Source organism: Pseudomonas kitaguniensis, assembly GCF_049199985.1.
Classification (GTDB): Bacteria; Pseudomonadota; Gammaproteobacteria; order Pseudomonadales; family Pseudomonadaceae; genus Aquipseudomonas; species Aquipseudomonas kitaguniensis.
Window position 1 is genome coordinate 1 of the sequence record NZ_JBLZPT010000070.1, and the last position, 261, is coordinate 261.

A 261-nucleotide genomic window follows, 5' to 3' on the forward strand; every position below is an offset into this window, starting at 1 on the left:
AAACCGAGTTTTATCGGTACGACGAGCAGCACGTCATTCTTGAGCGGCAGTTGGCCGGTGGCGCGCGTTTCTTTTGGGCGTGGGAGCGATCAGGCAAGGCGGCGCGGTGTGTTCGGCATTGGGCCAGCTTTTCACAGATGGACACGCGTTATGCCTGGGATGACAACGGCAGGGTCACGGTTCACAACGCCGATGGCAGCCAGGAAGTTTACGTGCATGACCAGCGCGCACGGCTGGTGCAGCGGATTGATCCCGATGGCG

1 protein-coding gene is annotated in these 261 nt (G+C 60.5%); it reads left to right on the forward strand.

From position 1 onward, the window contains the following. Positions 1 to 261: RHS repeat domain-containing protein (locus tag ACOZK9_RS27395; RefSeq protein WP_421556986.1), on the forward strand; the 261-nt coding region annotated here is incomplete at both ends.